Source organism: Gammaproteobacteria bacterium (assembly GCA_040183005.1).
In the GTDB taxonomy this organism is placed as follows: Bacteria; Pseudomonadota; Gammaproteobacteria.
The window spans coordinates 131205-157784 of sequence record JAMPIW010000007.1; the positions used below are offsets into that span (position 1 = coordinate 131205).

The 26580-nt window shown below is 54.8% G+C and carries 22 protein-coding genes and 3 tRNA genes; 22 read left to right on the forward strand and 3 right to left on the reverse strand.

Features of this window, described 5'->3' with window-relative positions; genetic code table 11:
- Window positions 1-75 precede the first annotated feature (75 nt).
- From M3A44_06580 to radA, 4 genes are all read left to right on the forward strand, one after another.
- A complete protein-coding gene (locus tag M3A44_06580) occupies window positions 76-864 on the forward strand; it encodes a ZIP family metal transporter (protein ID MEQ6341318.1) in 789 nt (262 codons plus the stop codon).
- A gap of 158 nt (window positions 865-1022) precedes the next feature.
- The gene (locus tag M3A44_06585; protein ID MEQ6341319.1) at window positions 1023-1556 is read left to right on the forward strand and encodes an amino acid-binding protein; all 534 of its coding nucleotides are present in this window, start codon (window positions 1023-1025) and stop codon (window positions 1554-1556) included.
- A gap of 4 nt (window positions 1557-1560) precedes the next feature.
- Entirely contained in the window at window positions 1561-2067 is a 507-nt protein-coding gene (gene def, locus M3A44_06590) for a peptide deformylase (GenBank protein ID MEQ6341320.1), read from the forward strand.
- An 18-nt stretch (window positions 2068-2085) separates the two neighbouring features.
- On the forward strand, window positions 2086-3459 hold the full coding sequence (gene radA, locus M3A44_06595) for a DNA repair protein RadA (GenBank protein MEQ6341321.1): 1374 nt from the start codon (window positions 2086-2088) through the stop codon (window positions 3457-3459).
- A 67-nt stretch (window positions 3460-3526) separates the two neighbouring features.
- On the opposite strand, the gene M3A44_06600 is transcribed toward radA, so the two are convergent.
- Complete coding sequence (locus M3A44_06600) at window positions 3527-4783, reverse strand: integrase (protein MEQ6341322.1); 1257 nt, start codon at window positions 4781-4783, stop codon at window positions 3527-3529.
- A gap of 162 nt (window positions 4784-4945) precedes the next feature.
- Between M3A44_06600 and gshA the strand changes: the two genes are divergently transcribed.
- The 5 genes from gshA to M3A44_06625 all read left to right on the forward strand — a co-directional run bounded on the left by gshA (window position 4946) and on the right by M3A44_06625 (window position 9041).
- Window positions 4946-6244: a glutamate--cysteine ligase gene (gshA, locus tag M3A44_06605; GenBank protein MEQ6341323.1), complete on the forward strand. Its 1299-nt coding sequence runs from the start codon at window positions 4946-4948 to the stop codon at window positions 6242-6244.
- Entirely contained in the window at window positions 6241-7203 is a 963-nt protein-coding gene (gene gshB / locus M3A44_06610) for a glutathione synthase (protein MEQ6341324.1), read from the forward strand. Before gshA ends, gshB begins: the two co-directional genes overlap by 4 nt.
- 29 nt (window positions 7204-7232) lie before the next feature.
- A complete protein-coding gene (locus tag M3A44_06615; protein ID MEQ6341325.1) occupies window positions 7233-8273 on the forward strand; it encodes an FAD:protein FMN transferase in 1041 nt (346 codons plus the stop codon).
- Window positions 8270-8632: a NusG domain II-containing protein gene (locus tag M3A44_06620; protein ID MEQ6341326.1), complete on the forward strand. Its 363-nt coding sequence runs from the start codon at window positions 8270-8272 to the stop codon at window positions 8630-8632. Before M3A44_06615 ends, M3A44_06620 begins: the two co-directional genes overlap by 4 nt.
- 202 nt (window positions 8633-8834) lie before the next feature.
- Entirely contained in the window at window positions 8835-9041 is a 207-nt protein-coding gene (locus M3A44_06625; GenBank protein ID MEQ6341327.1) for a cold-shock protein, read from the forward strand.
- A gap of 53 nt (window positions 9042-9094) precedes the next feature.
- Here M3A44_06625 and M3A44_06630 read toward each other — a convergent pair whose 3' ends face one another.
- Complete coding sequence (locus M3A44_06630) at window positions 9095-9307, reverse strand: hypothetical protein (GenBank protein MEQ6341328.1); 213 nt, start codon at window positions 9305-9307, stop codon at window positions 9095-9097.
- 80 nt (window positions 9308-9387) lie between these two features.
- Between M3A44_06630 and M3A44_06635 the strand changes: the two genes are divergently transcribed.
- The 9 genes from M3A44_06635 (at window position 9388) to M3A44_06675 (ending at window position 18601) form a co-directional block, all read left to right on the forward strand.
- Window positions 9388-9472 (forward strand) — tRNA-Leu (locus tag M3A44_06635).
- Window positions 9473-9564: 92 nt separating this feature from the next.
- The gene (gene tig, locus M3A44_06640; GenBank protein MEQ6341329.1) at window positions 9565-10875 is read left to right on the forward strand and encodes a trigger factor; all 1311 of its coding nucleotides are present in this window, start codon (window positions 9565-9567) and stop codon (window positions 10873-10875) included.
- A 103-nt stretch (window positions 10876-10978) separates the two neighbouring features.
- A complete protein-coding gene (gene clpP / locus M3A44_06645; protein MEQ6341330.1) occupies window positions 10979-11560 on the forward strand; it encodes an ATP-dependent Clp endopeptidase proteolytic subunit ClpP in 582 nt (193 codons plus the stop codon).
- Window positions 11561-11648: 88 nt separating this feature from the next.
- Window positions 11649-12935, forward strand: coding sequence for an ATP-dependent Clp protease ATP-binding subunit ClpX (gene clpX / locus M3A44_06650; protein ID MEQ6341331.1), 1287 nt, complete (start codon window positions 11649-11651; stop codon window positions 12933-12935).
- Window positions 12936-13377: 442 nt separating this feature from the next.
- A complete protein-coding gene (gene lon / locus M3A44_06655; GenBank protein MEQ6341332.1) occupies window positions 13378-15813 on the forward strand; it encodes an endopeptidase La in 2436 nt (811 codons plus the stop codon).
- Between the two features lie 280 nt (window positions 15814-16093).
- Window positions 16094-16366, forward strand: a complete 273-nt coding sequence (locus M3A44_06660; GenBank protein ID MEQ6341333.1) for an HU family DNA-binding protein — start codon at window positions 16094-16096, stop codon at window positions 16364-16366.
- A gap of 12 nt (window positions 16367-16378) precedes the next feature.
- A tRNA-Val gene (locus M3A44_06665) sits at window positions 16379-16454 on the forward strand.
- 8 nt (window positions 16455-16462) lie between these two features.
- Window positions 16463-16539 (forward strand) — tRNA-Asp (locus tag M3A44_06670).
- A 154-nt stretch (window positions 16540-16693) separates the two neighbouring features.
- The gene (locus M3A44_06675) at window positions 16694-18601 is read left to right on the forward strand and encodes a SurA N-terminal domain-containing protein (GenBank protein ID MEQ6341334.1); all 1908 of its coding nucleotides are present in this window, start codon (window positions 16694-16696) and stop codon (window positions 18599-18601) included.
- A 203-nt stretch (window positions 18602-18804) separates the two neighbouring features.
- Here the strand turns inward: M3A44_06675 and M3A44_06680 are convergent, their stop codons facing one another.
- Entirely contained in the window at window positions 18805-19590 is a 786-nt protein-coding gene (locus tag M3A44_06680; protein MEQ6341335.1) for an enoyl-ACP reductase, read from the reverse strand.
- Window positions 19591-19841: 251 nt separating this feature from the next.
- On the opposite strand from M3A44_06680, the gene M3A44_06685 reads away from it, so the two are divergent.
- The 4 genes from M3A44_06685 to M3A44_06700 all read left to right on the forward strand — a co-directional run bounded on the left by M3A44_06685 (window position 19842) and on the right by M3A44_06700 (window position 26569).
- The gene (locus M3A44_06685; GenBank protein MEQ6341336.1) at window positions 19842-22010 is read left to right on the forward strand and encodes an ABC transporter substrate-binding protein; all 2169 of its coding nucleotides are present in this window, start codon (window positions 19842-19844) and stop codon (window positions 22008-22010) included.
- Window positions 22011-22034: 24 nt separating this feature from the next.
- Window positions 22035-23012 (forward strand): ABC transporter permease, encoded by a 978-nt coding sequence (locus M3A44_06690; protein ID MEQ6341337.1) that lies wholly within the window; start codon window positions 22035-22037, stop codon window positions 23010-23012.
- A gap of 147 nt (window positions 23013-23159) precedes the next feature.
- On the forward strand, window positions 23160-24542 hold the full coding sequence (locus M3A44_06695) for an ABC transporter permease subunit (protein MEQ6341338.1): 1383 nt from the start codon (window positions 23160-23162) through the stop codon (window positions 24540-24542).
- A complete protein-coding gene (locus tag M3A44_06700) occupies window positions 24539-26569 on the forward strand; it encodes an ABC transporter ATP-binding protein (GenBank protein ID MEQ6341339.1) in 2031 nt (676 codons plus the stop codon). The genes M3A44_06695 and M3A44_06700 overlap by 4 nt, the downstream gene beginning before the upstream one ends.
- Window positions 26570-26580: the final 11 nt, after the last annotated feature.

A 26580-nucleotide genomic window follows, 5' to 3' on the forward strand; every position in this document is an offset into this window, starting at 1 on the left:
AAGCGCCGAGCCACGCCTTCTGAGGCCAAGATAAGGTATGATGAGCGGCTAAGTTTCCGGCCAAAAGACCCCATAATGAATTTGCTTACCTGGATCATCCTCTTCAGCCTGCTGGGCGGTGTGCTCAGCGTGCTGGCGGCATCGGCTTTTTTGCTGGTGCCCGAGGCGCTACGCAGCCGCGCCATGCCGCATCTTGTCAGTTTCGCCGTGGGGGCGCTGCTCGGCGCGGCATTTCTGGGATTGCTGCCCCATGCCCTGGCGGGTCCCGGAGTGACCGACTTTCACAACATTACCCTGGCAGTGCTGCTGGGGCTGCTGGGCTTTTTTGTGCTGGAGAAGCTGGTGTTGTGGCGGCATTGCCATTCAGACCACTGCGAGGCCCATGTCCCGGAGCCTAAACACGATCATGGTCATGCGGCAGGCACGTTGATTCTGATCGGTGACGGCATCCACAATTTCGTGGACGGTGTGTTGATTGCCGCGGCGTTTATGACGGATATTCACCTGGGCGTCGTCACCAGCTTGGCAGTAGCGGCGCACGAGATCCCGCAGGAAGTGGGTGATTTTGCCGTGTTGCTGCATAGCGGTTTCAGCCGCCGCAAGGCCTTTTTGTATAATATGTTGGCGAGCCTGACAACCGTGCTAGGCGCGCTGCTCGGTTATTTCAGTCTGGCGGGGGTAGAACCCATCTTGCCTTATGTGCTGGCGGTGGCAGCGTCGAGTTTTATCTATATCGCAGTGGCGGATTTGATACCCGGCCTGCACAAACGCTTGCAGCCGATAGCCACGTTTCAGCAGGCAGTGCTGATAGCTGCAGGGGTGATGGTGATCTATGTTGTGCATTCAACGCTACATTCACAATAGTCCTGCTGCGTCACAAAGCGATCAAGGGATGCAGTGCAAGGCAAAATCGGGCGAAAAAGCGGAGCATACATGAAGTATGTGAGCATTTTGAGTTCGATTTTAACGCCGCAATGCGCCCTTCAGCGCTTTGTGACACAGTAGGATAGGAGTTCGCTTCGATGAACAGATTAACTAACCATTGGTTCATGCTGACGGTGGTGGGCAAGGATCGCCCCGGCATTGTGGCGCGCGTGACGGCTGCGCTCTACGAAGGCGGCTGCAACCTCGGCGAGGCCTCCATGACGCGCCTGGGCGGCAATTTTACGGTCATGCTCATGGTGCAGCATGACGGCGATACCGCATCGCTGACACGGCTCGTGGCCACGGTGACCGAGTCGCTGGGCCTGAAACTTCATGTCGATAAAATCGCGGGGGACTTGTACCATCACCAGGAACCCGATGTGCGCATCGCAGTCTTCGGTGCTGATCGCGCCGGTATTGTGGCGCAAGTGACCGGGGTGCTGGCCGAGGCGGGCCTGGATATCCTTGATCTGCAATCCAATGTGGCGGGCAGCGTGGACAAGCCTATCTATATCATGCAGATCGAAGGCCGCGCCCTGGAGGGTATCCCGGCGCTGGAGTCAGCGGTGGCGGTGCTGGATGGCAAAGGCATACAGGTGCACCTCGAACCTATCGATATCATGATCGGCTAGTGCTATGGCGGTACTGGAAATTCTCACCTATCCCGACGTGCGTCTGGAACGGATCGCACAGCCGGTTGAACGCTTCGATGACGCGCTGCGGGCGTTTATCGTCGATCTGGAGGAGACCATGCGCGCCGGTCCTGGCGGCGTGGGTATCGCTGCCCCGCAGGTCGGGCGTGCCGAGCGCATCGTCATCGTTGATGTCTCCAGCAAACCCAAGATCAAACATCACGGGCGGCTGGTATTGGTCAACCCCGAAATCACTCACTGGGAGGGCTTCGTGGTGGGGCGCGAGGGCTGCATGTCCGTGCCGGATTACACCGGCAACGTGATTCGCGCCGAACGCATCACTCTGGAGGCTTTTGATGAGCTCGGCTCAGCGCTGCATTATGAATTTGAAGGGTACGAGGCGCGCGCGGTGCAGCACGAGATAGATCACCTCGACGGCTTGTTGTTTCTGGATCGTCTGGTCAGCCGCAGAAATGATTTGTTTCGCAGAAAGGTATATCAGAAAGCGTAGGGTACGTTTCACCAAGCGATGGCCAAAGATAAAACCCTCTACACCTGCTCCGAATGCGGCGCCCAAGCCCCCAAGTGGGCGGGGCGCTGTGCGGATTGTGGCGGTTGGAATACCCTGGTGGAGACTATCGCCCCTGCCGCGGATGGTGCGCGTCGCAACCCGCGTTTCAATGGCTATGCGGGCGAATCCGCAGCGCAGTCCATTGCGATGGTCGAGAGCAGTGTGGAACAGCGTTTCCCCAGCGGTTTTACCGAGCTTGACAGGGTGCTGGGCGGTGGGGTGGTGCAGGGCTCGGTGATATTGATCGGCGGCGATCCCGGCATCGGCAAATCCACCCTGCTGTTGCAGGCCATGGTATCGCTGGCGGGTTCGCTCACCACCTTGTATGTGACCGGCGAAGAATCGTTGCAGCAGGTGAGTCTGCGCGCGCGGCGGTTAGGTCTGGTGAGCGATAAACTGGCCGACCGGTTGCGCCTGCTGACCGAGACACAGGTGGAGCGCATCATCGCTGTGGCGCAGCAGGAGCGCCCGCAGGTGATCGTGGTCGACTCCATCCAGACCATCTATACCGAGATGCTGCAATCGGCCCCCGGCGGGGTGGCGCAGGTGCGCGAGAGTGCGGCGCAACTGGTGCGCTTCGCCAAGCAGACCGGCACCGCGTTGTTTTTGGTGGGGCATGTGACCAAGGAGGGCAGCCTGGCCGGCCCGCGCGTGCTGGAACATATGGTCGACACCGTACTGTATTTCGAGGGCGACACCGGCAGCCAGTTCCGTGTGATCCGTGCCATCAAAAACCGTTTCGGCGCGGTCAATGAGCTGGGCGTATTTGCCATGACGGAAAAGGGGTTGCGTGAGGTGACCAATCCTTCCGCGATCTTCCTGTCACGCCATGAGGAAGAGGTGCCGGGCAGTGTCATTATGGTAACGCGCGAAGGCACGCGGCCACTGCTGGTGGAGGTGCAGGCGCTGGTGGCGGAGAGCCATTCGCCCAATCCACGGCGCGTCACCGTCGGGCTGGATCAAAACCGTCTGGCCATGTTGCTCGCCGTGCTGCACCGCCACGGCGGCATCGCCATGTACGATCAGGATGTGTTCGTCAACGTGGTGGGCGGTGTGCGCGTCACCGAAACCGCCGCCGATTTGCCGCTACTGCTCGCGGCACTCTCCAGCCTGCGCAACCGCCCGCTGCCGTCCGATCTGGTAGTGTTCGGCGAGGTCGGGCTGGCGGGCGAGATCCGCCCGGTGCAAAGCGGCCCGGACCGTCTGCGCGAGGCCGCCAAGCACGGCTTCAAGCGCGCTATCGTGCCCAAGGCCAACGTCCCCAAACAGGCTATCAAGGATTTCGATGTGATTGGGGTGCAGCGGCTGGCCGAGGCGATTGATAACCTGTAGGGATTGCACCAGATAGTATTTTCCAATCCAGACATGAGCCTGAGCGAGGGCATGGGTGAGATATTGCTCAGGCGGCGCGATGTTGGGTTTTGTTAATCAATTGAAAGAGCGTTGTCCGTGCCTCGTTGAGGCGTTGGGCGGCCTCATTATCGCTGCATTCCGTGGCCATTGCATCCGGTTTTTCCAGAGTGATTCCCGGGACGAGATGCTCTTCCACCTTCGGTAGGGAGCGCAGTTTCTCATAGGGTGTCATCATATCCTGATAACGGTAGCGCTTGCGTATCCGTCCCTTCTTGTCCGTGTACTCTGTTGGAAAGTGACAGGGACGGTGGAAGTTCAGGTAAGGCGACAGCACCTCGATGGTGAACTCATTCACCCGGCTGGCGAAGTGCTGCGGGATATGGCTGTAACCCAGGTGCTTGCGTACCGTCGACGCATTCTTGCTTTCTGCCAGCGCATTGTCGTTGGTCTGGCGCGAGCGTGATTTGGTCTGCTCGATGCGCAGCTTCTCCAGCAGTTCTGCTACCTTGTGATTGATGTACTCCGATCCGTTATCGCTGTGAAACCCGCGAATTATAAAGGGAAACGCTGCCATCATGGCTGCCAGCACCGGCAGCAGGAATGCCTCGCTAATTTTCTCCACGGCACAGATCGCCTGACACTGGGTGACCTCATCCACCGCATTGATCAGATACACCCCTTTGATCCCGTCCAGGTCGCCCTGATGCACACTGTCGACGCGTAGGTATCCGGGGGCACCGCCAGGCGCGGGCTTGCGCCGCTCGCCAATGTTGATCCTGGTCGGGCGGGTCTTGTCGAACGACCCGCGCACCGATTGATAGGTTTTATGCTGGCGCAGATTGTACAGGTGGCCGTTGGAAATGCCCGCCAGGCGCGTGTAACGGGCATCCCCATGCACCTTGCACGCCCGCTCACACAGCTTGCGGGTGGTAGTGCCGGCGAGGGTGCCATGCAGGGCATCCATCTGCGCCAACAGGCGGATGTCTTCTGCCGTATAGCGCCGCACAAACGGCACGGTCGGCGCACGGCGCCGGTCCTGGATGTTCCCGCCGTCGGTGAACTGCGTAATGCAGCGCGCCACCTGGGCACGGGAAAACCCCGTCACCTTGCGCAGGTACTGCCGCAGCAGGCCTTTGTCGGCACGCTTGCAGCGCGTGTAACCAAACAGCCGGAGCGTGTCGGCCATCCAGCTGTAGGCTTTATTGCGATCCGTCAATGTAAACGAAATGGACTCGTTGCCCGACACAAAGGCGCGTACCTGTGTCAGCGTTTGTAATCCTTGGGTATGCAATGTCACGATCATGCCTCCATGATCCCAACTTTTGCCCCGCCAGGCTCATCTCACGGTGGAAATACACCCCTTCGTTCAGGCTCATGTGTCATTGGACAAGGCTCAGATTCGACCTGAGTCCGGCAGACTGGTAGAGTATTAGGCACTTACAAAGCTTAAGGATAACCTGTCAATATGGGCATTGATCATTCCTCCGGCGTACCTCACCTGACAACGGTGCTGACCGGCCCTCTCCTCAAGCTTGAGCGCCACCTGCTGGAACGCCAGGCCAGTATCGAGTCGTGGTTGCGTGCCCAGTGGCTGGAAACGCCCGCGCCGTTTTATGCCTCGGTGGATTTGCGCAACGCCGGGTTCAAGCTGGCACCAGTGGATACCAATCTGTTTTCGGCCGGTTTCAATAACTTGAATCCGGCGTTTATGCCGCTGTGCATTCAGGCGGTGCAATCCGCCGTGGAGCGCATCTGTCCGCGCGCTAGCAAGCTGCTGTTGATCCCCGAAAGCCATACCCGTAACTTGTTTTATCTTGAAAGCCTGGCTACTCTGCACGAGATTCTCAGCAAAGCGGGTTTTGAGGTGCGCCTCGGTTCCCTGATCGAGGATCTGACCTCGCCGCTCGATGTGGCATTGCCTTCGGGCCGCACGGTGCATCTGGAACCCTTGCTGCGCAAAGGCGATAGAGTGGGTGTTGCAAACTTTTTCCCTTGCATGGTGTTGCTCAACAACGATCTGTCGAGTGGCCGTCCCGCCATTCTGGAAGGTCTGGAGCAACCGGTGGTTCCGCCGCTCGATCTTGGCTGGTCCAACCGACTCAAATCCGATCACTTCAGGCACTACCGGCAGGTGGCTCAGGAATGCGCCGAGTTGATCGACATCGACCCGTGGCTGATTGACCCCTTGTTTCGCCAGTGCGGGGAGATCAACTTCATGAAGCGCGAAGGCGAGGAGTGCCTGGCGACTAATGTCGACGCGTTGCTGAAATCCATCCAACGCAAATATAACGAATACGATCTGGATAAAAAACCGTTTGTGATCGTAAAGGCCGATGCCGGCACTTATGGCATGGGCATCATGACGATACATTCCACCGATGAAATCTATGAGTTGAACCGCAAACAGCGTACCCATATGGCGGCCACCAAGGGTGGGCAGTCCGTAACCCAGGTCATCATTCAGGAAGGTGTCTACACCTTTGAAACGTGGGGCGATGCGCAGGCGGTTGCCGAGCCCGTGGTCTACATGATCGACCGCTTTGTGGTCGGCGGTTTTTACCGCGTACATACCGCGCGCGGCGTCGATGAAAATCTTAATGCGCCGGGCATGCAGTTTGAACCACTGGCCTTCGCCGAACCCTGCAACAACCCCGACCCGAACAAATCGCCGGATGCCAATCCCAACCGTTTCTATGCCTATGGCGTGATTGCCCGCCTCGCATTGCTCGCCGCCGCGCGGGAAATCGCCGGGACGCGCGCATGATTAAGCTGGGTGTGGTGATGGATCCCATGGCCTCCATCAATGCCAAAAAAGACAGCACGCTGGCGATGTTGCTCGAAGCCCAGTCGCGTGAATGGCAACTTTTCTACATGGAACAGGGCGACCTGTTCCTGCGCGACGGCACGGCCTACGCCAGGATGCGCGAATTGTCGGTACAGGATGACCTGTACCACTGGTTCGATTGCGCGGATGAGTCCCAGACCAAGCCGCTTGCCGAGCTCGACGTCATCCTGATGCGTAAAGATCCACCCTTCGACATGGAGTACATCTATACCACCTACCTGCTGGAAAACGCCGAAGCGGAGGGGGTGCTGGTAGTCAACAAGCCGCAAAGCCTGCGCGATGTGAATGAAAAAGTCTACACCACCTGGTTTCCCCAGTGCTGCACGCCTACCCTGGTGAGCCGCAATGCCGATCAGCTCCGGGACTTTTTGTTTGAGCACGGTGACATCATCCTCAAGCCACTGGACGCCATGGGCGGCGCATCGGTGTTCCGTGTGCACGAGGATGATCCAAATATCAACGTCATAATCGAGACCCTGACGCGTCGTGAAACACGCTTCATCATGGCGCAACGCTACATTCCGCAGATCAGTGCGGGCGACAAACGCATCCTGCTCATAGACGGCAGGCCCGTGCCCTTCGCCCTGGCGCGCATCGCCGCTCCCGGCGAGACGCGCGCCAATCTCGCTGCCGGAGGGCGCGGCGAAGGCGTCCCGCTGAGTGAGCGTGATCTGTGGATATGTGAGCAGGTAGGGCCGATCTTGCGCGAAAAAGGCCTGATGTTCGTCGGTCTGGACGTGATCGGTGACTATCTCACGGAAATCAATGTTACCAGTCCCACCTGCATCCGGGAACTCGATGCCATTTACGACCTCAATATCAGCGGCTGGCTGATGGATTGTATTGAGACCCGGCTGGCGGAGCGTAAGCATTTATAACAGCGGTGCGGGTACAGCCTCCAGTTGCCATGTATAAGTTTGGCGGACACATCACAATCATGCTGGTGCTCCTGCTCAGCGCCTGCGCCAAACGGGAAGAGCCGCTCTACCAGCAGCAGCTTCTCACTTTCGGCACCCTTGTGGAGATCAGTATCTGGGGCGTGGACAAGAGTCTGGCGCAACAGGCCAGCAGCCAGGTCGGCGAAGATCTCCAGCAGATGCACAACGACTGGCACGCCTGGCATGACAGCCCTCTTACGCGTATGAATCAGGCTCTTTCGACGGGCGCATCTGTCACTGTCCCTGTCTCGATATTGCCGCTGGTACAAAAATCCATCACCTTGTCTCGCGCCAGCGAGGGCATGTTCAATCCGGCCATAGGCCGACTGATCAAGCTGTGGGGCTTTGAGCAGGATGACCTACCCATTGGTCCGCCGCCCGACCCTGCGGCCATTGCGGCCCTGACAAAACAGCACCCCGGCATGGATGACCTGCTCCTTGACGGGAGCCAGTTGCGCAGTACCAACCCCGCTGTGCAGCTCGATTTCGGCGCCATCGCCAAGGGACACGGCGTGGATCTGGCTATCGCCCGTTTGCGTGAACTCGGCATCCAAAATGCCATCATCAATGCTGGAGGTAATCTGCGCGCCATCGGCAAACATGGTGACCGTCCCTGGCGCATCGGTATCCGTAATCCGCGTGGGGAAGGTGTGCTGGCATCGATTGAGACGCGCGGTGATGAAAGCATTCTCACCTCCGGAGACTACGAGCGCTTTTATGAATACCAGGGCAAGCGCTATCATCACATCATCGATCCCCGCAGTGGTTACCCCGCAACGGGTGTCATATCCGTAACGGTCATTGCTGATGACGCGGCCACCGCCGATGCCGCATCCACGGCATTGTTCGTCGCCGGCCCGCAAAGATGGCGCGAAATAGCGAAAAAACTGGGGATCACGCAGGTGATGTTGATCGACGACAAAGGCCGGATAGTCGTGACGCCCGCCATGGCGAAGCGCGTACGCTTCGAAGTTGATCCGTCGCCCAAGGTGACAGTGGCTCCGCCATGATGACGCGCGCAGACGGGGTCGTCGTGGCGCTGGCGTTGGCGCTGCTGCCCTATCTGTATCTCACCTATTGGGGCTCATCCACGCAAGGCGAGGAGGTGCGCATCATGGTGGGCGGCAAAGAACAAAGGGTGGTTTCACTGCGCCAGGACCGTCGCTTGGCCATAGAGGGCGAGCTGGGACCCAGCATCATCGACATCCATGACGGCAAGGCACGTTTTACTGCCTCTCCCTGTCGTGGAAAACAGTGCGTCCATACCGGCTGGCTCGGTCGCGGCGGCGAATCCGCCGCCTGTCTGCCCAATCGCGTCAGCATGGTGGTAGTGGGGCGCGAGCAGCGCTTTGATAGTGTCGTTTTTTAGGTCTGAAGGTCAGAGGAGGGCGTTGCTGCGATAAATTTGCATAATTCAAACAAAAATACTTTGAATTTATTTCGATTCCTGGTAGTCTAACGGCTGTCTGTGGAATTCAAGCACCAAATTGCGGTACTTTAAGTTGGCCCTTTTTTCTTGATTCGATAGATCGGGCATCCGCCCATAATTACTTTTATTAGGAAAATATTCAATGGCAACAGGTACTGTAAAGTGGTTTAACGACTCTAAAGGTTTTGGCTTTATCACCCCCGATGATGGCGGTGAAGACCTTTTCGCGCATTTTTCGGCGATTCAAGGCTCCGGCGGCTTCAAAACGCTGCAGGAAAATCAGCGGGTAACCTTTGATGTAGTAGCCGGCCCCAAGGGCAAGCAAGCTGCGAACATCCAGCCCGGCTAACACGCGGTTAACCGCTAGAAGCTCTGATGTATCAGTAATGCCGTTCACTTGATTCAGGTGAACGGCATTTTTATTGCGCGAAATTTACTGTGGGCGATGTTTCTCTCTCCCGCATAGAAAATGTGTTTTTTCAGCGTAAAACCTTGCCTGCTCGCCAAGCCAAATTTCCCGGCGTTCGTAAATTTAGTCTTTTTCTCATTGCTCGGGCCTTGTAACTGGCCGGTTTCAGGGTGACCCTCTATACCTGCGGCAGCTTTTTTGGTCATAAACAGTCTGGAGTAGTTCGATTTCCTGCTTTAATATGTATAATCAGAATTCATGGCCGGTTTTCCGGTGAAGCATCATTGCGAAAGTGGCGAAATTGGTAGACGCACTGGTTTTAGGTACCAGCGGGGCAACCCTTGAGAGTTCGAGTCTCTCCTTTCGCACCAGTTTCTTGGGATGTTGCCGCCCTTTATAAGTAGCGGCGCGCCCCCATTTCTTTAACACAAACTAACCGGCATACATTATTCCCGAGGTGCAGATGCAAGTTTCAGTTCAATCAAGTGAAGGTCTTGAGCGTCGTTTAACCGTTGTTGTGCCCGCAGAGCGCGTTGAGACGGCGGTGCAGGAGCGGCTGAAGTCACTGGCTCGCCGGGTTAAAGTGGATGGCTTTCGCCCCGGTAAAGTGCCCTTTAGCCTGGTGCAGCGCATGTACGGCCAGCAGGTGCGGTTCGAGGTGCAGGATGAGGTGGTCCAGTCGAGCTTCCGTGACGCCATAACGCAGCAGCAGCTGCGTCTGGCAGGTACTCCCAGGATCGAATCCAGCAGTCTGGAGCCCGATAAGGGTCTGGAATATACCGCCGTGTTCGAGATCTATCCCGAAGTTACCCAGGTCAATCTCGATAACATCAAGATCGAGAAGCCGGCTGCCGAAGTTACAGAAGCGGATGTGACTGTCGTGCTGGGGCGCCTGCGCAAACAGGCCGCCGAGTGGGAGACCGTGGAGCGCCCCGCGCAGGATGGCGATAGGCTGGTGCTTGATTTTACGGGTACGATTGAGGGTGAACCCTTTGCCGGCAACGAAGGGAAACAGGTTCCTGTTGTGTTGGGATCGAAGACCTTTATCGCAGGTTTCGAGGACAAGCTGATCGGTGCAAAGGCCGGTGAAGAGCGGACGCTTGACCTGCAATTCCCCGAGGAATATCACGCACCTGAACTCGCCGGCAAGCCAGTGCAATTTGCCATTAAGGTGATATCCGTCTCGGAGTCCAAACTGCCGGAGGTCGATGACGAGTTTGCCCAGGCCTACGGCATAGCCGAAGGTGGTGCGGATGCGTTACGCGCAGAGATCCGAGGCAATATGCAGCGCGAGATGGAACAGGCCGTTAAACGCAAGGTCAAACAGCAGGTGCTCGATGGATTGCTGCAAGCCAATCCGCTGACATTGCCGCGCGCGCTGATTGACGACGAGATCGGCCAGTTGATGCAGCAGGCAAAGGATGACTTGGCCGCGCGCGGCGCTCAGATGGCGAATATCAGCCTGCAGCCGGGGATGTTCGAGGAGCATGCGCGTCGTCGGGTCGCTCTGGGGCTGATTCTTGCGGAAATCATTCGCAAAAATGCTTTCAAAGCGCAGCCGGAAAATCTGCGTGCCGCTGTTGAGGCTGCGGCATCCAGTTATGAGTCACCCGCAGAGATCATCAACTGGTATTACGCAGATCGCAGGCGGCTGGCAGGTGTTGAGGCGCTAGTGCTTGAGGATCAGGCGGTGGCTTGGGTGCTTCAGAATGTGGCTGTCAGTGATGTGCCAATCTCTTTTGAAGCGTTGATGCAGCCTGCTCAGCAGGGTTGAATAGTCCCGATTGATTTTTATCCGCGCAGATATTGTTAAAGGAAGCAGGATGATGACCGATAGCATGATCAAGAATGGCGCGCTAGGCGCAACCGCACTGAACCTGGTGCCGATGGTGGTTGAACAGTCGGCGCGCGGTGAGCGTGCCTACGATATTTATTCCCGTTTGCTCAAGGAGCGGGTGATTTTCCTGGTGGGTCCGGTTGAAGACTACATGGCCAACCTGGTTGTGGCCCAGTTGCTGTTTTTGGAGTCGGAGAATCCCGATAAGGACATTCACCTCTACATCAATTCGCCGGGCGGCTCGGTGAGTGCCGGTTTGGCGATTTATGATACGATGCAGTTCATTAAACCGGATGTCAGCACCATGTGCGTGGGTCAGGCTGCGAGCATGGGTGCTTTGTTGCTGGCGGGAGGGGCGTCGGGCAAGCGTTTTTGCCTGCCCCATACCCGGATGATGATCCATCAGCCACTGGGTGGTTTCCAGGGGCAGGCGTCGGATTTTGACATCCATGCCCGTGAAATTTTGATGGTGCGCGAGCGCCTCAATACTATCCTCGCCAAGCATACCGGGCAGCCTATGGATAAGATCCAGGTTGATACGGACCGCGATAATTTCATGAGTGGTCAGATGGCGGTGGAGTATGGCCTCATCGATGCGGTGTTAGATAAGCGTCAGGGATAATGGCAGCACGCCGCGCTATAGTGGCGCGCAAATTTTTCCGCTTGCAGCGGGAAGGAATGGGACGGGTTGTATAATCTGAGGTGGCGCTATGAGCGATGACAAACACGGTTTTGGCGAAGACGGAAAGAAGCTGCTTTATTGCTCTTTCTGCGGCAAAAGTCAGCACGAAGTGCGCAAACTCATTGCTGGGCCATCGGTCTTTGTGTGTGATGAATGCGTGGAATTGTGCAATGACATCATACGCGAAGAGATGCAAGAGAAATCCGCTTCGGTAAAGGGCAGAAAGCTTCCGACGCCGCATGAAATCAAGCAGATTCTGGACGATTACGTCGTCGGTCAGACGCAAGCCAAAAAAGTGTTGGCGGTGGCCGTCTATAATCATTACAAACGTCTTAACTCCGGCCCCAAAAAGAGCGGCGACGTTGAGCTCTCCAAGAGCAATATTCTACTGATCGGGCCTACCGGTTCAGGCAAAACTCTGCTCGCCGAGACATTGGCACGGCTTCTCAACGTACCCTTTACCATCGCGGATGCCACCACGCTCACCGAGGCGGGCTATGTCGGTGAGGATGTTGAGAACATCATCCAGAAGCTGTTGCAGAAATGCGACTACGACGTTGAAAAGGCGCAGACCGGCATTGTCTATATCGACGAGATAGACAAAATCTCGCGCAAGTCGGATAACCCTTCCATTACCCGCGACGTGTCCGGAGAGGGTGTGCAGCAGGCGTTGCTCAAGCTGATCGAAGGTACCATCGCCTCCGTGCCGCCCCAGGGTGGACGCAAGCATCCGCAGCAGGAATTTTTGCAGGTGAATACCGCCAATATCCTGTTTATTTGCGGCGGTGCATTCTCTGGTCTGGAAAAAGTTGTGCGTGCCCGTTCAGAACAGGGTGGCATCGGTTTCTCCGCCGAGGTGAAGAGCAAGGACGACAAGAAAAGCGTTGGTGAATTACTACGCAACGTCGAGCCCGAAGACCTCATCAGGTATGGCCTGATCCCCGAGTTCGTCGGTCGGTTGCCGGTAGTCGCCACGCTTGAAGAGCTGGATGAGGAGCAATTGGTACGCATTCTCACCGAGCCAAAAAATGCGATCACCAAACAATACACCAAATTGTTTGAGATGGAAGGTTGTGAGATCGAGATTCGCGAAGACGCCCTGAGCGCGATTGCCCGCAAGGCGATGGAGCGCAAGACCGGCGCCCGTGGCCTGCGGTCGATTCTGGAGCATGCGCTGCTTGATACCATGTACGAACTGCCATCCATGGAGAATGTTGCCAAGGTGGTTGTTGATGAGGGTGTTATCAGTGGTGCGTCCGCACCGTTAATGATTTATGAGGGTGCTGAATTTCCGCGCACCGCAACCGGGGATTAGTAGGCTGTCGAAATAACAGCTCGCTCTGAACGATGTCATTTTTTAGGCGCGGAAATGTTTGAAAGGTCATAAAAACAGCAAAAAGACACGTTTTCTGTTCAAATCAAAATGGCCCACGGATGGGCGTGAAGTAATCAGTAATGTTCAAATCATTAGATCTTCCGGAAATTTCTGCTTTTTCTTGAAATTTTCCGCGTCAGGCCGCATGTATTGTGAAGTGCTGAGTCATCAAGCGGGTGCGCGGTTCATATTGCATACCTTTTGCATGTCCAGCTGAGGAAGCCTCTAAACAGTCAACTCACGGTTTGGTTACGCTTCACAATCAACTGTGTGTATGTTTGGCTTCTTGCGAGGTCTCTGAGTTTGCTTGGAGCTTCCACTTGTTCCATAAGCGTCGTTTATGTGCTTGTTTGGTCAGAATCCACAGTGAGGTATCCAATAGATGGAACAAAATGACAAGACATCAGAAGTAATCACCAATCAATTGATGGTGACCCCCATTCTGCCGCTCAGGGATGTGGTGGTTTACCCTCATATGGTGATCCCTCTCTTTGTGGGGCGCGAGAAGTCTATCAAGGCGCTTGATGCGGCGATGGAGGGTAGTAAGCAGATCCTGCTTGTTGCCCAGAAGAGCGCTGCGCTTGACGATCCACAGGAAGAGGATATTTACCGTATTGGTACGCTTGCCAGCATTCTGCAGCTGCTCAAGCTGCCGGACGGCACCGTCAAGGTTCTTGTTGAAGGCACGGCGCGTGCCAACGTGCTCCATTTCATCGGTGCGCAGGATTATTTCGCCGCGCAGGTTGCCGTGTTAAACGCGACACCGCTGGAAGAGCGTGAAGTGGAAGTTCTGTCGCGCTCCTTGCTTGGCCAGTTCGATCAGTATGTGAAGCTGAATAACAAGGTGCCGCCCGAGATTCTTTCTTCGCTGGCAAGCATCGATGATCCTGGTCGTCTTGCGGATACCATCGCTGCGCATATGGCGCTCAAGATCACTGAAAAGCAGAACCTTCTTGAGCAGGTCGAGCTGCGCCCCCGCATGGAGAGCCTGATGGCTGTCCTGGAGTCGGAGATTGATTTGCTCCAGGTGGAGAAGCGCGTGCGTGGCCGCGTCAAGCGTCAGATGGAAAAGAATCAGCGCGAATATTATCTGAATGAGCAGATGAAAGCCATTCAGAAAGAGCTCGGGGAGCTGGAAGGTGAGCCCAATGAGGTCGAGGAGCTTGCACAGAAGATAGAAAAGGCCGGCATGTCTAAGGAGGCCAAAACCAAGGCCAAGGCAGAGCTCAATAAGTTGAAAATGATGTCGCCGATGTCTGCTGAGGCGACCGTGGTGCGCAACTACATTGACTGGATGGTCAATGTGCCCTGGAAGAAACGCAGCAAACTCAAGTATGACCTGGCCTTGGCTGAACAGGTGCTTGAGGAGGATCACTATGGGCTGGATAAGGTCAAGGAGCGCATTCTTGAATACCTGGCCGTGCAGCAGCGGGTAACCAAGTCAAAAGGACCGGTGTTGTGCCTGGTGGGTCCGCCTGGTGTGGGCAAGACGTCACTAGGCCGCTCCATCGCGCGCGCCACCAATCGCAAGTTCGTGCGTATGTCGCTGGGCGGCGTGCGTGATGAAGCGGAGATCCGTGGTCATCGCCGCACCTATATTGGCTCGCTGCCAGGCAGGATCATCCAGAACCTCGCCAAGATTGAAACACGCAATCCGCTGTTCCTACTGGACGAGATCGACAAGATGTCGATGGACTTCCGTGGCGACCCCGCATCGGCGCTGCTCGAGGTGCTCGACCCGGAGCAGAATCACACCTTCAATGATCACTATCTGGAAGTGGATTATGATTTGTCCGAGGTGATGTTCATTGCGACGGCCAACAGCCTGAATATCCCCGGACCGCTGCTGGATCGTATGGAGGTTATTCGTATCCCTGGCTATACCGAGGATGAGAAGTTGAATATCGCCATGCGTTATCTGGTAAGCAAACAGATCAAGGCGAATGGTCTCGGCCCCGACGAAATTGTGCTGGGCGAGGCGGTGATGCGTGAGGTTGTCCGCTATTACACGCGTGAGGCGGGTGTGCGCAGCCTGGAACGTGAGATTGCCAAGATTTGCCGCAAGGTGGTTAAGGAAATACTGCTCAAGCCGACGGACAAAAAAGTGACTATCACCCCCCGCAATCTGGAGAAGTATTTGGGAGTGCGGCGCTTCCGCTTCGGGCGTGCTGAGGAAAATGATCAGGTCGGCCAGGTGACGGGACTGGCGTGGACTGAGGTGGGTGGTGAGCTGTTGACCATCGAATCCGCTATAGTGCCGGGCAAAGGCAAACTCACCATTACGGGCCAATTGGGCGAGGTTATGCAGGAGTCGGTGCAGGCCGCCATGACCGTCGTGCGCAGTCGTGCCGCGGCGCTGGGTATCGACCAGGAGTTTTATCAGAAGCATGATATCCATATCCATGTGCCGGAGGGTGCGATTCCCAAGGATGGTCCCAGCGCCGGTGTTGGCATGTGTACTGCTTTGGTGTCGGTGCTGACGGGTATTCCGGTGCGTGCCGATGTGGCGATGACGGGTGAGATCACTTTGCGTGGGGAAGTGCTGCCCATCGGTGGACTGAAGGAGAAGTTACTTGCCGCGCACCGTGGCGGCATTCATACTGTGCTCATCCCTGAGGAAAACCAGCGTGATCTTGCTGATATTCCGAAAAACATCAAGCAGCACCTCGATATTCGTCCAGTGAAGTGGATTGATGAGGTTTTGCAAGTGGCGTTACAGCACATGCCGGAACCGCTGGCCGCCAAGGTGGAGGCGGGGGTCGTCGCCGCAGAAGGTGCGGCGGAATCCGCGAAGGATAATCTCCAGCTTCCTCATTAGCTTTGGGTAGATAACGACAGGCTGGAAAACGTTGATAATGCGTTTTTCAGCCTGTTTTTTTGCGTATGAGCGGCATTGTCCCCGTGAAGTGGATAATATGCCCTTCACGGGTACGCAGTTTGGGTTTTATTTTGTGAAAGATGCTACATTGCTTGACATGCCTTCATGGCTGTTGGTATAAAAAGCCGCTGTGTGATGTCGTGCGTTCACCATGGGTTCAGCGGTGTTGTTTGTTTCTTGTCATCATCCTATATTTCAATGAAAAAGGGAGTAAGAAAAAGTGAATAAATCAGAATTGATCGAGGCTATTGCCGAATCTGCCGAATTGTCCAAAGCTGCTGCCGGTCGCGCCCTCGATGGCATGATCAAAACCATTGGCAAGAGCTTGAAGAAAGGTGAAGATGTCAGCGTGCTTGGCTTTGGTTCCTTTACCGTTCGTAAGCGTGCTGCCCGTGCTGGCCGTAATCCGCAGACCGGCGCCGCGATTAAAATCAAGGCATCAAAAGTTCCTGCATTTAAAGCTGGTAAAGCGCTCAAGGATGCAGTAAAATAGTCGACTTTCTCGGGGTGCTTAGCTCAGCTGGTAGAGCGTCGCCCTTACAAGGCGAATGTCGGGGGTTCGATCCCCTCAGCACCCACCAGAAGCTGCGGAGTGGTAGTTCAGTTGGTTAGAATACCTGCCTGTCACGCAGGGGGTCGCGGGTTCGAGTCCCGTCCACTCCGCCATAAATAAATAGAAAGGGCGCCTCCTGTGTATAGCAGGGCGCCCTTTTTACTTTCCGGCTATTGGTGATTGTTTGACGATATTATTGTTGCGCTAGCCAAGAATCGCTAGGTTTCATATCATCCTTAATTAACCCTATTCCTAAAGACCGCCACTATGCTTCAATTGATTAGAGAACGTGCTCAAGGCTGGTTTGCATGGGCTATTGTACTGCTGTTGATCATTCCATTTGCCCTGTGGGGTATCAGTGAGTATTTTGATGGGGAGGCCGAGGCCTATGTCGCCAAGGTCAATGGCAAAAACATTTCCGTGAATGAGTTTCAGCGATCATATGATCAACAACGCGCGCGTTTGCAGTCTATGCTGGGCGCAAGCTTTGACCCGTCATTACTCGACGACAAACGCATAAAGCGCGACGTGCTTGATATGCTCGTCGATGAAGAAGTGTTGGTACAGGCCGCGTCGAAGGCGGGATACCGCATCAGCAACGAACAGCTCAGTGCCGAGATTCAGCAAGTGGATAGCTTCCAGCGGGATGGGCGGTTTGATAAGGAGCTTTACAATCAATTCATACGCGGCCAGGGCATGAGTGCCGGTGACTTTGAGGCGCGTCTGCGCCGCGTCGTGCTGATCGACCAATTCCGCAACGGTATTATGAATACCGCTGTGATAACAACACGTGAAGTGGGAAATATCGCCCGTCTGCGCGAGCAGCAGCGTGATATCGGATATTTCACGTTGCCGGTGGCGACGTTTATGGCGGAAGCGGTGGTGGGTGATGCGGAGGTGCGTCAATACTACGAAAAAAATCGTGAGCGTTTTAGTGTGCCCGAGCAGGTGAGTGTCGAATACCTTGAGCTTTCCGCAGATGATCTCGCGCAGCGGGTGCCAGTGGATGAGCAGGCCCTGCGCAAGTTTTATGATGAAAAAAGCGCCGAGCTGGCCATGGAAGAGCAGCGTAAGGCGGGTCATATCTTAATTCAGGTTGATAAATCGGCGGATGACAAGACCGTCGCGGCGGCGCGCGCCAAGGCCGAAAAAATTCTGACTCAGGTGCGCGCCGGTGAGTCCTTTGAAAAGCTTGCAAAGCAGTCTTCCGAAGATCCGGGGTCGGCCAGTAATGGTGGGGATTTGGGATATTTTGGCCGGGGCGTAATGGACAAAGCGTTCGAGCAAGCGGCGTTTGCGCTGAAAATGGGGCAGGTCAGCGATCTGGTGAGGAGCGATTTCGGCTTTCATATCATCAAACTTACCGATATCAAGTCAGCACATACCCAGACTTTTGAAGAGGCGCGCGCAAAAATCGAACAGGATTACCGGCGGCACAAGGCGGAAGAGCAGTTTTTTGAACAGTCCGAACTGCTGACCAATGCAGCTTATGAAAATCCCGATTCGCTGGCTCCAGTGGCAAAGGCGGTTGGCCTTGCCATAAAGACCAGCGGTTTATTTACGCGTGACGGTGGAGACGGTGTCGCCAGTGATCCCAAGATCAGGGCTGCGGCGTTCAGCGAGGATGTGCTGCGCGGCAACAACGGCGAGCCGGTTGAGATCGGCAACAATAAGTTGGTGGTGTTGCGGATCAAGGAACATAAGCCTGCTGTAGTGCGTCCTCTTGAAGAAGTGCGTGATCAGGTCGTTGCAAAGCTGCGTACCCAGGCGGCACGGGATAAGACCAAGTCAACGGGCGAGGCCGCACTTGCCCGGCTGAAGAAGGGTGAAGACCCTGCGGCCTTGGCTAGGGAATATCATGCGGAGTGGAGGCAGGCTGGGTATCTGAAGCGTGAAGACCGCTCAATTGATCCGGCGATTATCAATGCCTCATTCAGGCTTGCAAAGCCTGCTGCTAACACCTCGTCTTATGGCGGTGTGGTGCTTCCCTCGGGCGATTATGCCGTGGTGGGGGTGTCCGTAGTGCGCGATGGCGATCCGGCGGCGATAAACAATGCAGCGCGTGATGCCATGAAACAGGCGGGGGTGCGCTCCTTTGGCGAGGGTGAGTTCAAAGCATTTATAGATGGGCTGAAAAAAGACTCAAAGATTGAGTTGAAGGCTGAAAATATTTGATGGGTGCTTGTTGATGCGGGCGTGGGGGTAAGCCTCATGCCCGCATTTTCTATTTCAAAGCGCCAGAAATTATGCAGGGTGCGTAAGACGCACCCTACGATTCCACTATTGATTTAGAATGGAATAAGCATCCAGGTCAGGGAGCCTTTCTTTCTGTCAAATTCATCGGGCGGTTTAGTGCCAAATACCCGCACGGCTTCGCCCTAAGACAACCCGCCCATCGCGATGGTGTTGAATCCTCCATCGACATAGGTGATCTCTCCAGTGATGCCAGAGGCTAGATCGGAGCAGAGGAAGGCGGCGGTATTGCCGACCTCATCAATGGTGACGTTACGCCGCATGGGTGCGTTCTTTTCCACGTGATCCAGTAGTTTTCTGAAGTCCGCGATTCCGGCGGCGGCCAGCGTTTTGATGGGTCCGGCGGATATGGCGTTCACCCGGATGCCGTCAGGACCCAGGGTCTGGGCCATGTAACGCACGTTGGCCTCCAGGCTGGCTTTGGCCAGGCCCATGACGTTGTAGTTGGGCATGGTGCGTTCCGCGCCAAGATAGCTGAGGGTGAGTAGTGCGCCGTTGCGTCCTTCCATCATGTTGCGGCCAGCCTTGGCCAGCGCAGCAAAGCTGTAAGAACTGATTTCGTGGGCGATGCGGAAGCCCTCACGGGTTACGCTATCCAGATAGGAGCCTTCCAACTGTTCGCGCGGGGCGTAGGCGACAGAGTGGACAATGATGTCCAGGTGGTCCCAGAAATTATCCAGGTGTTGAAATGCCGCTTCGATCTGTTCATCGCTGCCCACATCGCAGGGCATAGTGATCTCTGACCCGCATTGGGCAGCCATATCCTCGACACGTTCACGGAGCTTCTCGTTCTGGTACGTGAATGCCAGCTCTGCTCCTTCGCGCTGCATGGCCTTGGCGATACCCCAGGCGATAGAGCGTGTGCTTGCCAATCCAACAATGAGCGCGCGTTTACCTGTTAAAAATCCCATGTTTCTGCCCTTTTCATAGAGTGCCGAGTGATAATCAGGCTATAGTTTACCGTAATGTAAAAAAAGCTACACTATTCCGTGATGACTCTGGAGTGAGGCGCTGTCTATCAAGAGGCGCAAGTTGTCAAAGCGTTGTGGATAGTGGTTATAATCCGGGCATGTATTGCAGCGCAGATAGATATGGATATGAACGACAGCAGTGCAATCGGATATCTGTCAACCGTGGAATTTCAGGTGCAGGCATGAGGGTGATGCTGCGTTATCTGGCTACGGGTATTATTTTGTTTCTGTCAGGCTGCGGGGGGCAGACCTGGAATGATCCTTATCCGGCCGATGAGGCCAACAAGAATATTCTTTATTCCGCTTTTTCGGATAGGCCCAAGCACCTTGACCCCGCGCGCTCCTACAGTTCCAACGAGGTTCAGTTTACGGCCCAGATCTATGAGCCTCCACTCCAATATCATTACCTCAAGCGCCCCTACACGCTGATTCCACTCGGTGCTACTGAAGTCCCACGCCCGGTTTTTTTGGATCGTGATGGGCGAGTATTGTCCAGTGCGTCGCAGGAGGTGGCGTATAGCGTTTACGAGATACATATCCGCCCGGGCGTGTATTATCAACCCCATCCTGCCTTTGCTCGTGACGCGAGCAAGCGATTTTTATATCACGACCTGGATGCGAAGAGTTTGGCGGGTATTAATACCTTGGCCGATTTTGCCAAAACAGGCAGCCGAGAACTGGTGGCTGAGGATTATGTGAATCAGATCAAACGCCTTGCCCATCCACGCCTGCATTCGCCGATTTTGGGGGCCATGAGCGAATACATCGTTGGCCTCAAGAGCTATGCGCAGCGGCTAGATAAAACCTACGAAAGCCTGGTGGCCGCTAAAGGTGATAAAGAGGCGTATCTCGACCTTGGGCAGTTTGATTTTGAGGGTGTTCAGGTTGTTGACCGTTATACCTACCGCATCAAGGTGCAGGGGCAGTACCCGCAACTTTTATACTGGTTGGCCATGCCGTTTTTTGCGCCTGTCCCTGCGGAGGCCGATCGTTTCTATGCACAAGCGGGGTTGGTAGAAAAGAACATTACTCTTGATTGGTATCCGGTGGGAACCGGGCCTTACATGCTGACCGTGAATAACCCGAACCGGCAGATGGTGCTGGAACGCAATCCGAATTTTCATGGCGAGCGTTATCCGTCGGAGGGTGAGGCAGAGGACCAGGGATTCCTGAAGGACGCAGGCAAGCCGCTGCCTTTTATCGACAAGGTTGTATATAGCCTCGAAAAGGAAAGCATCCCTTATTGGAATAAATTCCTGCAAGGTTACTACGATGCCTCGGGGATCAGCTCGGACAGTTTCGATCAGGCGGTTCGTGTCGGTGGTCAGGGCGAGGTGGGCTTGACCGAGGATATGCAAGAGAAGGGTATCAAGCTAAGCACCTCGGTGGAGACATCGACGTTCTATATGGGGTTCAATATGCTCGATCCGGTGATAGGAGGGTATAGCGAGCGGGCACGCAAGCTGCGCCAGGCGGTTTCGATCGCCATCGATCATGAAGAATATATTTCCATCTTTACCAATGGTCGTGGTATCGCCGCTCAAGGTCCGGTCCCGCCCGGCATCTTCGGCTATCAGGAAGGTGCTGAAGGTATCAATCCCTATGTATATCGCTGGGCGAATGGCAAGCCTCAGCGCAAGTCTCTTAATGAGGCTCGCCGGTTGCTGACGGAGGCGGGGTATCCGGGCGGGAGGGATGAAAAAACAGGCAGACCCTTGTTGTTGTATCTGGATATCACAGCTTCAGGGCCAGATGACAAGGCGTTGCTGGACTGGTATCGCAAGCAGCTCAAGAAAATTGATATGCAGTTGATTATTCGAAACACCGATTACAACCGCTTTCAGGAAAAGATGCTGAAGGGCGATGCACAGTTGTTTACCTGGGGCTGGAATGCCGATTACCCTGACCCTGAAAATTTCCTGTTTCTGCTCTACGGGCCAAACAGCAAGGTGGGAAAAAACGGCGAGAACGCGGCTAATTACGATAGCCCGGAGTTCAACCGCCTCTTCGAACGCATGAAAAATATGGAAAACAGTCCGGAACGGCTCGCTATTATTAAAGAAATGGTGGAGATTGCGCGACGCGATGCGCCATGGCTATGGGGCTTTCATCCGAAGCGATTTACGCTCTATCATGGCTGGTATCACAACGCCAAGCCTAACCTTATGGCTAATAACACACTCAAATATCTGAGAATAGATCCGCAATTGCGTGAGCAAAAACGTGCAGAATGGAATCATCCGGTAGTCTGGCCGTTTGTGGTTTTAATTCTGGTTTTAATTTTAGGTACTCTGCCGGCCATTGTGATATATGTGCGCCGCGAATATTCGGCACCTAAGCTGCCGCAACTCGATTTATGAATCCGATATGGTATTGCATCAGCCATGATTAACTATATTATTCGCCGGTTTTTCTATGCGATACCGATTTTGATCGGGGTTAATCTGCTGACCTTTGCGCTATTTTTTGTGGTAAATACTCCTGATGATATGGCGCGCATGAACCTTGGCATGAAACGCGTCACGCCGGAAGCGATTGAGAAGTGGAAGCATGAGCGAGGGTATGATAAACCTCTTGTTTTCAATGGCAGCGCTGCAGGGTCTGAAAAATTCACTGATACCATTTTCTATGATAAATCCGTCAAATTGTTTGTTTTTGAATTTGGCCAGTCGGACAGCGGACGTGATATTACCTACGACATCAAGCAACGCATGTGGCCAAGTCTTGTCGTGGCGCTACCGATCCTGTTGATTGGGCTTTTGACGAATATCACGTTTGCGCTGTTGGTGGCCTTTTTTCGTGCCACGTATATCGATTTCTGGGGGGTGGTGTTGTGCGTGACGCTGATGTCTATCTCCAGTCTTTTCTATATCATCGGTGGTCAATATCTGGTGGGAAAATTGTGGCACCTTGTGCCAATCTCCGGATATGAAGAAGGTTTTGATGCGTTCAAGTTTGTGGTTTTGCCAGTTATGGTTGGCGTGGCCAGCGGCATTGGGTCGGGGATACGCTGGTATCGCACCATTTTTCTCGAAGAGATGGGCAAGGATTATGTGCGCACCGCGCGCGCCAAAGGGTTGTCCGAGTCGTTGGTGTTGTTCAGGCATGTACTGAAGAACGCCATGATTCCCATTCTTACCGGCGTAGTGGTGATTCTGCCACTTTTGTTTATGGGGAATCTGGTGCTGGAGTCGTTCTTTGGTGTCCCCGGGCTAGGCAGTTATACCATCGATGCCATCAATATGCAGGATTTTGCTATCGTGCGCAGCATGGTGTTTCTGGGCTCTATTTTATACATCCTCGGATTATTACTGACCGATATCTCATACACTCTCGTCGATCCGCGCGTAAAGCTGGCATAAAAAGTGTTGATGACAACAAAAAAGATCATAGGCAGCGTGGCACTGGTGCTTGTCGCGGCATCCTTGCTGCTTGTTTTTTCAGTATCGTTTTTGCCCGTCAAGTTTGTCGTGTTATGGACGGATGCGTTGATCTTTATTTTATGTGCGATGTGTATGGGATTCGCCGCCTATGCCAGTCAACATGAACACTTGCGCGCGCCGTGGCGTGAAGTTGCACGTGATAGCGTAGGTGTGATCGCGATCGTCTTCCTCAGCGCTTATCTTGTCATCGGGCTGCTGGATTCCGTTCATTTTAGAATGCCGCTGCCGGATGTTAAGCAATCTACTGAACAGCAGTATTCGAATGATGTATTGAGCGCTCTGGACTGGATGGCTACGCCTGTACGTGAAGGTGTTGAAAAGAGCTATTCAGCGCCGTTCGCCGCCCACCTTTATGTCAAGGAGACGGTGGATCTTCCCGATGGCAGCAAGGTGCGTCTCTATCCACGTCTTCAGCATGGTGGCTCACATCTGAAGAATCCTGAACAAGAGCGTTCTGGCGACATTCTGGGCATATCATTGCTAGCAGTTTTTGAGGGCATGGTGGTATGGGCTGTTTTTGCCGCGCTATTGTTATTGTGGCTCGCACGGCGGCACCAGAGCTCAGTATCGGAAATGTTTGGGCTGGTTATGCGCGGACGCACCGAGATTCCGTGGCATGTGATTTTATTAACCACTGCCATTTTGATTCTGCTGGCGATGTTGGTGGTGAATCTGTCAGGGAAATATCATATCTTCGGCACTGACAAGGTTGGGCAGGATACTTTCTATCAAACGCTAAAGAGTATCCGCACCGGACTGGTGATCGGCACACTCACTACCTTGGTCATGCTGCCGTTTGCCATTCTTGCTGGAATCGCCGCAGGCTATTTTCGCGGGTTGGCGGACGATGTCATTCAATATGTCTATACCACACTGAGTTCGATACCCGGCGTATTGTTGATCGCGGCGGCCATTCTGATGTTGCAGGTCTATATGGCAACACATCCGGAATTATTTGAAACAGCTGCGGCACGCGCTGACCTGCGCCTGCTGTTTCTTTGCATCATTCTGGGCGTCACGAGCTGGACTGGGTTATGCCGATTGCTGCGCGGTGAGGCCATGAAGCTGCGCGAGATGGATTATATCCAGGCGGCTGTGGCGTTTGGAGTGGGTCATTTCAAGATCATAGGCCGCCATATACTGCCGAATGTCATGCACATCGTGCTGATCTCGATAGTACTGGATTTCAGCGCCCTGGTGCTGGCGGAGGCGGTGTTGTCCTATGTCGGTGTTGGTGTCGATCCGACCATGAACAGTTGGGGGAATATGATTAACAGTGCGCGCATGGAGATGGCGCGCGAACCGATAGTCTGGTGGCCATTGCTCGCCGCGTTTATATTCATGTTTGTCCTGGTGCTATCGGCCAATCTCTTCGCTGATGTAGTACGGGACGCCTTTGATCCACGCTTGCGCAGAAGTGGGCTGCTAAGAATGACTCTTTCAAAATGACCGATACTTTATTGCAGGTAGATAATCTAAAAACCTGGTTTGGCAGCGGCGCGGGAGCAGTACGTGCCGTGGATGGTGTCAGCTTTGAGATCAAGCGCGGTGAAACTTTTGCATTGCTGGGAGAATCCGGTTGCGGCAAATCGGTGACTTCGTTGTCGATCATGCGTTTGCTATCCCAGCCTGCGGGGCAGGTTGTCGGGGGGCGAGCCTTATTGGAAGGCCAGGACTTGCTGCGGCTGCCCGAGATCAAAATGCGTGATGTGCGCGGTGGACGTATCGCCATGATCTTTCAGGAACCGATGACATCGTTGAACCCGGTGCTCACGGTTGGGGAACAGATCTGCGAAAGCCTGCGCCGTCATCGTGGCCTGAAGGGTGAAAAGGCGCAGGCGGCATTGCTCGAATTACTCGATGCCGTCGGTATTCCCGATCCCCGCCAGCGCGCACAGGAATATCCTCATCAGCTCTCCGGCGGTATGAAACAACGCATCATGATTTCCATTGCCCTGGCCGGTGAGCCGGAGCTGTTGATCGCCGATGAACCGACCACTGCGCTGGATGTGACGATACAGGCACAGATCCTGGAACTGCTGCGCACCCTGCAGAAGGAGCGAGGCATGTCGATCATGCTGATTACCCACGATCTGGGTGTGGTGGCGGAGATTGCCGATCGTGTTGCGGTGATGTATGCCGGGCAGATCGTGGAGCAGGCCAGTGTGCGAGAGTTCTTTAATGCGCCACAGCATCCTTATAGCCGCAAATTGTTCGACTCCTTGCCGGATATAAACAAGCGCAACAGCAGGCTCGCTATTATTGCGGGTTCAGTACCCAATTTGGGGCAGGAGTTCAAAGGTTGCCGCTTTGCTGATCGTTGCGAGTTTGCCTGGCAGACCTGCCGGGATATTGAACCTGTGTGGCAGATGTCCGATGAAGGGCGCGGCATTCGTTGCCATCTGTATGATGCTCAGTTGCTATCCGGGCGCCCGGTGAGCCAGGCGGCGCCGGTAGCGGTTGAGGAAGAAGTTGTTCCAGAGAAAATAAATCAGCAAAAATCGCTTTTAGAGATCAATGATCTGAAAGTTCACTACCCCATACACAAGGGCTTGTTCAAGCGACGCGTGGGGCAAGTGCATGCCGTGGATGGCATATCGTTTAATATTGAAACAGGACGCACGCTGGCCCTGGTAGGTGAGTCGGGCTGCGGCAAGACCACGGCGGGTAAGGCTATATTGCAGCTTATACGCCCGACCGCCGGCACCGTATATTTTCAGGGAACCAAGCTGAACGACCTGCGTGGTGAAAGTCTGCGTAAACGGCGTGCGGATTTCCAAATTATTTTCCAAGATCCTTATTCCTCGATGAATCCGCGCATGCGCGTGGCGGACATCATAGAGGAGGGGATGACGGCCCTTGGTGTTGAGGCATCGCGGCAGTCTCGTCAGGCGCGGGTCGACGAATTGTTGACACAGGTTGGGCTATCACCGTCCATAAAATACCGTTATCCCCATGAGTTCTCAGGTGGGCAGCGGCAGCGTATCTGCATTGCCAGGGCGTTGGCGGTGAATCCCAAGCTGATAGTGTGCGACGAACCTACCAGTGCGCTGGATGTTTCAGTGCAGGCGCAGATCCTGAATCTGCTCAAACGCCTGCAAGATGAGCTCGGCCTGTCTTATCTTTTTATCACCCACAATCTGTCGGTGGTGGCGTATCTCGCGCACGAAGTGGCGGTGATGTATCTTGGTCGTATCGTGGAGCGTGGCACGGTTGAGGAGGTATTGCAGAACCCACGCCATCCTTATACGCAGGCCTTGCTGGCAGCGGTTCCCGTGCCTGATCCTGACAGTCGCCGTGAAATCTCGCCGCTGAAGGGCGATATGCCATCGCCCATCCATCCCCCTGCCGGTTGTCATTTCCACCCGCGCTGTCCCCATGCCATGCCGATATGCAACGATATCTATCCTGGGGAAACAGTATTGAGTGACAAGCATCGCGTGCATTGCCATCTTTATCAGGATTCTGCGCGCTGAGTGCATAGAGA

What these genes read in the sequence shown, in the direction of transcription:
- M3A44_06580 (MEQ6341318.1), top strand. Translation starts at nt 76, where the DNA reads ATGAATTTGCTTACCTGGATCATCCTCTTCAGCCTGCTGGGCGGTGTG.
- M3A44_06585 (MEQ6341319.1), top strand. Translation starts at nt 1,023, where the DNA reads ATGAACAGATTAACTAACCATTGGTTCATGCTGACGGTGGTGGGCAAG.
- def (MEQ6341320.1), top strand. Translation starts at nt 1,561, where the DNA reads ATGGCGGTACTGGAAATTCTCACCTATCCCGACGTGCGTCTGGAACGG.
- radA (MEQ6341321.1), top strand. Translation starts at nt 2,086, where the DNA reads ATGGCCAAAGATAAAACCCTCTACACCTGCTCCGAATGCGGCGCCCAA.
- M3A44_06600 (MEQ6341322.1), bottom strand. Translation starts at nt 4,783, where the DNA reads ATGATCGTGACATTGCATACCCAAGGATTACAAACGCTGACACAGGTA.
- gshA (MEQ6341323.1), top strand. Translation starts at nt 4,946, where the DNA reads ATGGGCATTGATCATTCCTCCGGCGTACCTCACCTGACAACGGTGCTG.
- gshB (MEQ6341324.1), top strand. Translation starts at nt 6,241, where the DNA reads ATGATTAAGCTGGGTGTGGTGATGGATCCCATGGCCTCCATCAATGCC.
- M3A44_06615 (MEQ6341325.1), top strand. Translation starts at nt 7,233, where the DNA reads ATGTATAAGTTTGGCGGACACATCACAATCATGCTGGTGCTCCTGCTC.
- M3A44_06620 (MEQ6341326.1), top strand. Translation starts at nt 8,270, where the DNA reads ATGATGACGCGCGCAGACGGGGTCGTCGTGGCGCTGGCGTTGGCGCTG.
- M3A44_06625 (MEQ6341327.1), top strand. Translation starts at nt 8,835, where the DNA reads ATGGCAACAGGTACTGTAAAGTGGTTTAACGACTCTAAAGGTTTTGGC.
- M3A44_06630 (MEQ6341328.1), bottom strand. Translation starts at nt 9,307, where the DNA reads ATGACCAAAAAAGCTGCCGCAGGTATAGAGGGTCACCCTGAAACCGGC.
- tig (MEQ6341329.1), top strand. Translation starts at nt 9,565, where the DNA reads ATGCAAGTTTCAGTTCAATCAAGTGAAGGTCTTGAGCGTCGTTTAACC.
- clpX (MEQ6341331.1), top strand. Translation starts at nt 11,649, where the DNA reads ATGAGCGATGACAAACACGGTTTTGGCGAAGACGGAAAGAAGCTGCTT.
- lon (MEQ6341332.1), top strand. Translation starts at nt 13,378, where the DNA reads ATGGAACAAAATGACAAGACATCAGAAGTAATCACCAATCAATTGATG.
- M3A44_06675 (MEQ6341334.1), top strand. Translation starts at nt 16,694, where the DNA reads ATGCTTCAATTGATTAGAGAACGTGCTCAAGGCTGGTTTGCATGGGCT.
- M3A44_06680 (MEQ6341335.1), bottom strand. Translation starts at nt 19,590, where the DNA reads ATGGGATTTTTAACAGGTAAACGCGCGCTCATTGTTGGATTGGCAAGC.
- M3A44_06685 (MEQ6341336.1), top strand. Translation starts at nt 19,842, where the DNA reads ATGCTGCGTTATCTGGCTACGGGTATTATTTTGTTTCTGTCAGGCTGC.
- M3A44_06690 (MEQ6341337.1), top strand. Translation starts at nt 22,035, where the DNA reads ATGATTAACTATATTATTCGCCGGTTTTTCTATGCGATACCGATTTTG.
- M3A44_06695 (MEQ6341338.1), top strand. Translation starts at nt 23,160, where the DNA reads ATGTGTATGGGATTCGCCGCCTATGCCAGTCAACATGAACACTTGCGC.
- M3A44_06700 (MEQ6341339.1), top strand. Translation starts at nt 24,539, where the DNA reads ATGACCGATACTTTATTGCAGGTAGATAATCTAAAAACCTGGTTTGGC.